The sequence below is a fragment of the Actinoplanes sp. NPDC048791 genome (genome assembly GCF_040650095.1).
Lineage (GTDB): Bacteria > Actinomycetota > Actinomycetes > Mycobacteriales > Micromonosporaceae > Actinoplanes.
Map to the genome: position 1 here is coordinate 1 of NZ_JBEZGQ010000738.1, position 4,372 is coordinate 4,372.

Below are 4,372 nucleotides of genomic sequence, written 5' to 3' on the forward strand. Positions count from 1 at the left end.
CGCCGACGGCCACGCGCCGGCCCAGATCGAGGCGAGCGCCCCCGAGCCCGCTCCCGAGCCGCAGCCGGGCCCGATCGACGTCTGGGACCAGCGGGTGGCCAACGGGCTCGCCTTCCTGCGGCGGCGGCTGGCCGGGGCGTACGAGGTCGACGACTTCGGCTTCGACCCCGAGCTCAACGACGCGGTCTTCCAGCCGATGCTCAAGGTGCTCTACCGCGACTGGTTCCGTACCGAGGTGTTCGGCATCGAGAACGTGCCGGACACCGGCGGCGGTCTCGTGGTCGGCAACCACTCGGGCACGCTCGCCCTGGACGCGCTGATGCTCACCGTCGCCCTGCGCGACCAGCACCCGAGCGACCGGCATCTGCGGCTGCTCGGCGCCGACCTGGTGTTCCGGCTGCCGGTGCTGTCCGAGCTGGCCCGCAAGGCCGGGGCCACGGTGGCCTGCAACCCGGACGCCGAGCGCCTGATGAGCGAGGGCGAACTGGTCGGGGTGTTTCCCGAGGGCTTCAAGGGCATCGGCAAGCGCTTCTCGGAGCGTTACAAGCTCCAGCGTTTCGGCCGGGGCGGCTTCGTCTCGGCGGCGCTGCGCACCGGCACCCCGATCGTGCCGGTGGCGATCGTCGGCGCCGAGGAGATCTATCCGATCCTGGCCGACCTCAAGCCGCTGGCCCGGCTGCTCGGCATGCCGTACTTCCCGGTCACGCCGACGTTCCCGTGGCTCGGGCCGCTGGGCCTGGTCCCACTGCCCAGCAAGTGGCTGATCGAGTTCTGCCCGCCGATCCCGACCGCGCACCTGACCGAGTACGCCGACGATCCGATGGTCGTCTACAACCTGGCCGATGAGGTCCGCGAGACGATCCAGGCCACATTGCACACTCTTCTGGAGAAGCGCCCGGACCCGTTCGGCTTGTAGCATGTGCAGTGAGGGGCGGCCCCGACTTTCGCAGTCGGACACCGCCCCTCGCCACGTTCAGAACTTGACTCAGCTACCGAAGAGGTTCCCCAGCAGCCCGCCGAGCAGGCCCTTGTCCCCCTCGTCGGGGACGACACCGGTCGGATCCTCGGTGAGCAGCGGCTCCGGGGTCTCCGCCGGAGTGCTGGTCGCCGGCACCTCGGCGTCGGGCTCGACAGCCTCGCCGCCGCGGGTCGGGTCGGCCGTGGGTTCCCCGGTGTCCTTCGGCTTGGCCTTCTTGCCGGCGTCGCCCTTGTTGCCGCTGCCGGTCGTCGCTTCCCGCTGCCCCTGACCCGACGGTTGCTCGTCGGGGGAGGTGGTGGCGGCGCCGGTCGTGCAATCGCGCAGCTTCGGACCGATCGCGTCGCCGCCGGACTGGGTCACCGTGTCGCAGGCGAGCCCGGCGCGCAGGTCCTTGGCCCGCTCGTGCACCGAGTCGAGCAGCTTGATCGAGGTCTGCGCCCGTTCCCGGTTGTCCGGGCTGAGCCGGTCCAGCCGCGGGTTGAGCACCCGCCGCTGGTTCTCGACGAAGGTGTCGACCGAGGTCAGCGGCGTCTTGTCCTTGCGGGCCACGGCGGCGGACGTGAGCAGCTTGACGCCCTGGCGGGTGTCGTTGTCCATGTCGCCGAGGACCTGCCGGAACCTCGGGTTGTCACCCTTCATCGCGGCCGCCTCGGCGAGCCGGTTGCGGGCGAAGGTCAGCGACAGCTGACCCCGGGTGACGTCGGAGCCGGCCATGGCCAGCTGGGCCCGTTCGGTGGAGCGCTTGACGCCGTACAGGGCGTCGCCCGGTGCGGCGTTCTCGCTCGCTGCGGAGATGCCCGAGACGGCCATGGCACCGGCGGCGACGCCGATGACGATCGCACCGCGGGCACGGATCCGGCGGCCGGTCTTGCCGAGCATCTTGCGGACCGGCTCGGCCGGCTCCTGCTCGGTGGCTGTGGCGGTCGCCCCGATACCGTCCCGCTCGGCCGTGGCCACGAGCATCGCTCGCAGGCCGGTGCGGAACTCGGGATCCACGTGGACCCCGGACCGTGCCGCGGAGAGGCTGTGCCCGATGGCGACCAGCTCGGCGAGTTGCTCGTCGGCCTGCCCCCGGGTGTGATGGCGACGGCCGCCGTTGGTCTCGTCGAGCAGCTCCGCGAAGCGCTCGGCGCTCCGGCGATCGAAGATGTTCAAGTTCACCGCGGGCACCTCCCTTCGCTCGTGACTGATTCGCCGGTGAGATTGCCGGCGGTCGCGACGGAACCGGCGGGCCGACGGCCCACCACTGGTCGCATCCGGACAAACGCGCGACGGGCGGGCCCGGTTACGGGTGTCAGCTGGGCGGCGAGGCTCACAGAGATCGACATACGATGAATTGCCGTCACCACTGGAACCCTTCGGGCAGCAACCGGGCCAGTGCCCGGACGGCCCGGTACTGCAGTGCCTTGATGGCACCTTCGTTCTTGCCCATGGTCTGTGCGGTCTCGGCCACCGAGAAGCCCTGCAGGAAGCGCAGCACGATGCACTCCTGCTGCTCGGGGTTGAGCTGCTTGACCGCGGTGAGCAGCGCCACGTTGGTGATGTGGTCGACGACGGCGGCCTCCGGGCTGCCCTCGGGACCACGGTCCTCGCGGTCGGCGTCCAGCACGTCGCCGGTGGTCACCTCGAGCCGGTAGCGGCCGGACTTGAAGTGGTCGGCGACCAGGTTGCGGGCGATGGTGACCAGCCAGGCGCCCAGGTCACGGCCCTGCCAGGTGAAGCTGCCGATCCGCTTGAGCGCCCGCAGGAACGTGTCGGAGGTGAGGTCCTCGGCCAGCTGGCGGTTGCCGACCCGGAAGTAGACGAACCGGAAGACCGTGTCGACGTACCGGTCGTAGATCAGGCCGAAGGCGGCCGACTCGCCGGCCTGGGCCCGCTCGACCAGGGCCCACACCTCGGCGGCGGCGTCGCCGGGGTCGGGACGCGCCGGATACTTCGGTGGTTCGGCCTCGCTCGGTGGCCCGGTGGTGCTCTGGGTCGGGACCACGACCGTCTCGTCGGTCGTTCCGGCCCGCCGGTCCGGGCCGGCCTGCTGCGGGGGCTGTGCGGGCCGGCCCGGTACGGCCACCCGCCCGCTGCCCGGCTTGGCGTTCCCCGTCGGCGGCAGGTGCCGGCTCGGGGACTCGTTGATGTGCGGCCGGTTCCGGGTCCGCTTGGGTCCGTCGCTGCGGATCGCGTGCGCGATCGTGCCGTCGATGCCCCGGCGGAGGGCGCTCAGGCCCTCCGAGAGCGCGAGACGCGCCGCGAACACATCACGGCTGTACGGATCGCCGGCGTACACATGACTCACTGCGCCTCCTTGACCCGGCGGGCCGTCGATGAGGGGTGTCCAGAACCGGATCCACAACAAAAGGGGTGGGGCGGCCGCAAAGGGCAGGCCGACCTCACCCACGGATGTGGACTCCGTTACACAGACGGGAAGTATTGCGGAGCTTGACCACGGGCAGTCGCACACTGTGTGCGCTGTGCGAAATTACTCCGAAGTGGCGCAGACTGCACATCAAGAACATCTGTCACCATGTAGGACACCTCGAAAGGGGAGCCGGACCAGCCGTCCGGCCACCCGATCGAGGGTCTTCTGTGCCAGACTCGGGCGTCGTGGAGAACAGCGCGCGCGACCCGGTCCGCACATCCGCGCGGCAGCGCCCCGACGCCCCCGCCCTGATCGCCGGCGACACCGTCGTCACGTGGGCTGAGCTGGACGAACGCGTCTCGCGCGGAGCTGCTCGGCTGGCCGCCGGCACCGCCGTGGGCGATCGGGTGGCCCTGGTGCTCGGCAACACCGTCGAGTTCGCCGTCGCCTACTTCGCGGTGCTGCGGGCCGGGCTGGTCGCGGTGCCGCTCAATCCCGGCTACACCGCCGACGAGCTGACCTTCGCGCTGACCGACAGCTCGGCCGCCCGGGTCGTTGCCGATGATGCGGTGCTGGGCCGGTTGCGGTTGTCCGAGGGGGTAGCCGTACCGGTGCGGGAGCTGGCCTCCGGGGGAGCGGACGCGCCGCATCCCGCGCCCGCCGCCGACGACCTCGCGGTCCTGCTCTACACCTCCGGGACCAGCGGGCGGCCGAAGGGCGCCATGCTCACCCACCGTGCGCTGGCCGCCAATCACGATCAGCTCGCGCTCATCGAGCCCTCGGTGCTGAGCGCCACCGACGTGGTCCTGCTGGCCATCCCGTTCTTCCACGCCTACGGGCTGAACACCGGCCTCGGCGCGATCGCCCACTACGGTGCCTGCGGCGTGCTGGTGGACCGCTTCGAGCCGGCGGCGACCCTCTCCCTGATGGCGAAACACCAGGTCACGGCCGTGATCGGGGTGCCGTCCATGTATGCCGCGTGGGCCCGCGAGCCCGCCGCGCGCGAGGCCCTGGCGGCGGTGCGGACGGCCGTGTGCGGC

General features: G+C 71.3%; 4 protein-coding genes. 2 read left to right on the plus strand and 2 right to left on the minus strand.

What is annotated here, in order from left to right:
• Nucleotides 1-916: lysophospholipid acyltransferase family protein (locus AB0C29_RS35810; RefSeq protein ID WP_360829988.1), on the plus strand; the 916-nt coding region annotated here is incomplete at its 5' end.
• Nucleotides 917-985: 69 nt separating this feature from the next.
• Here the strand turns inward: AB0C29_RS35810 and AB0C29_RS35815 are convergent.
• Complete coding sequence (locus AB0C29_RS35815; RefSeq protein ID WP_360545656.1) at nucleotides 986-2,140, minus strand: DUF5667 domain-containing protein; 1,155 nt, start codon at nucleotides 2,138-2,140, stop codon at nucleotides 986-988.
• A 181-nt stretch (nucleotides 2,141-2,321) separates the two neighbouring features.
• Entirely contained in the window at nucleotides 2,322-3,176 is an 855-nt protein-coding gene (locus AB0C29_RS35820; protein WP_246594822.1) for an ECF subfamily RNA polymerase sigma factor, BldN family, read from the minus strand.
• Nucleotides 3,177-3,577: 401 nt separating this feature from the next.
• Here AB0C29_RS35820 and AB0C29_RS35825 point away from each other — a divergent pair.
• Nucleotides 3,578-4,372: AMP-binding protein (locus tag AB0C29_RS35825; protein ID WP_360829991.1), on the plus strand; the 795-nt coding region annotated here is incomplete at its 3' end.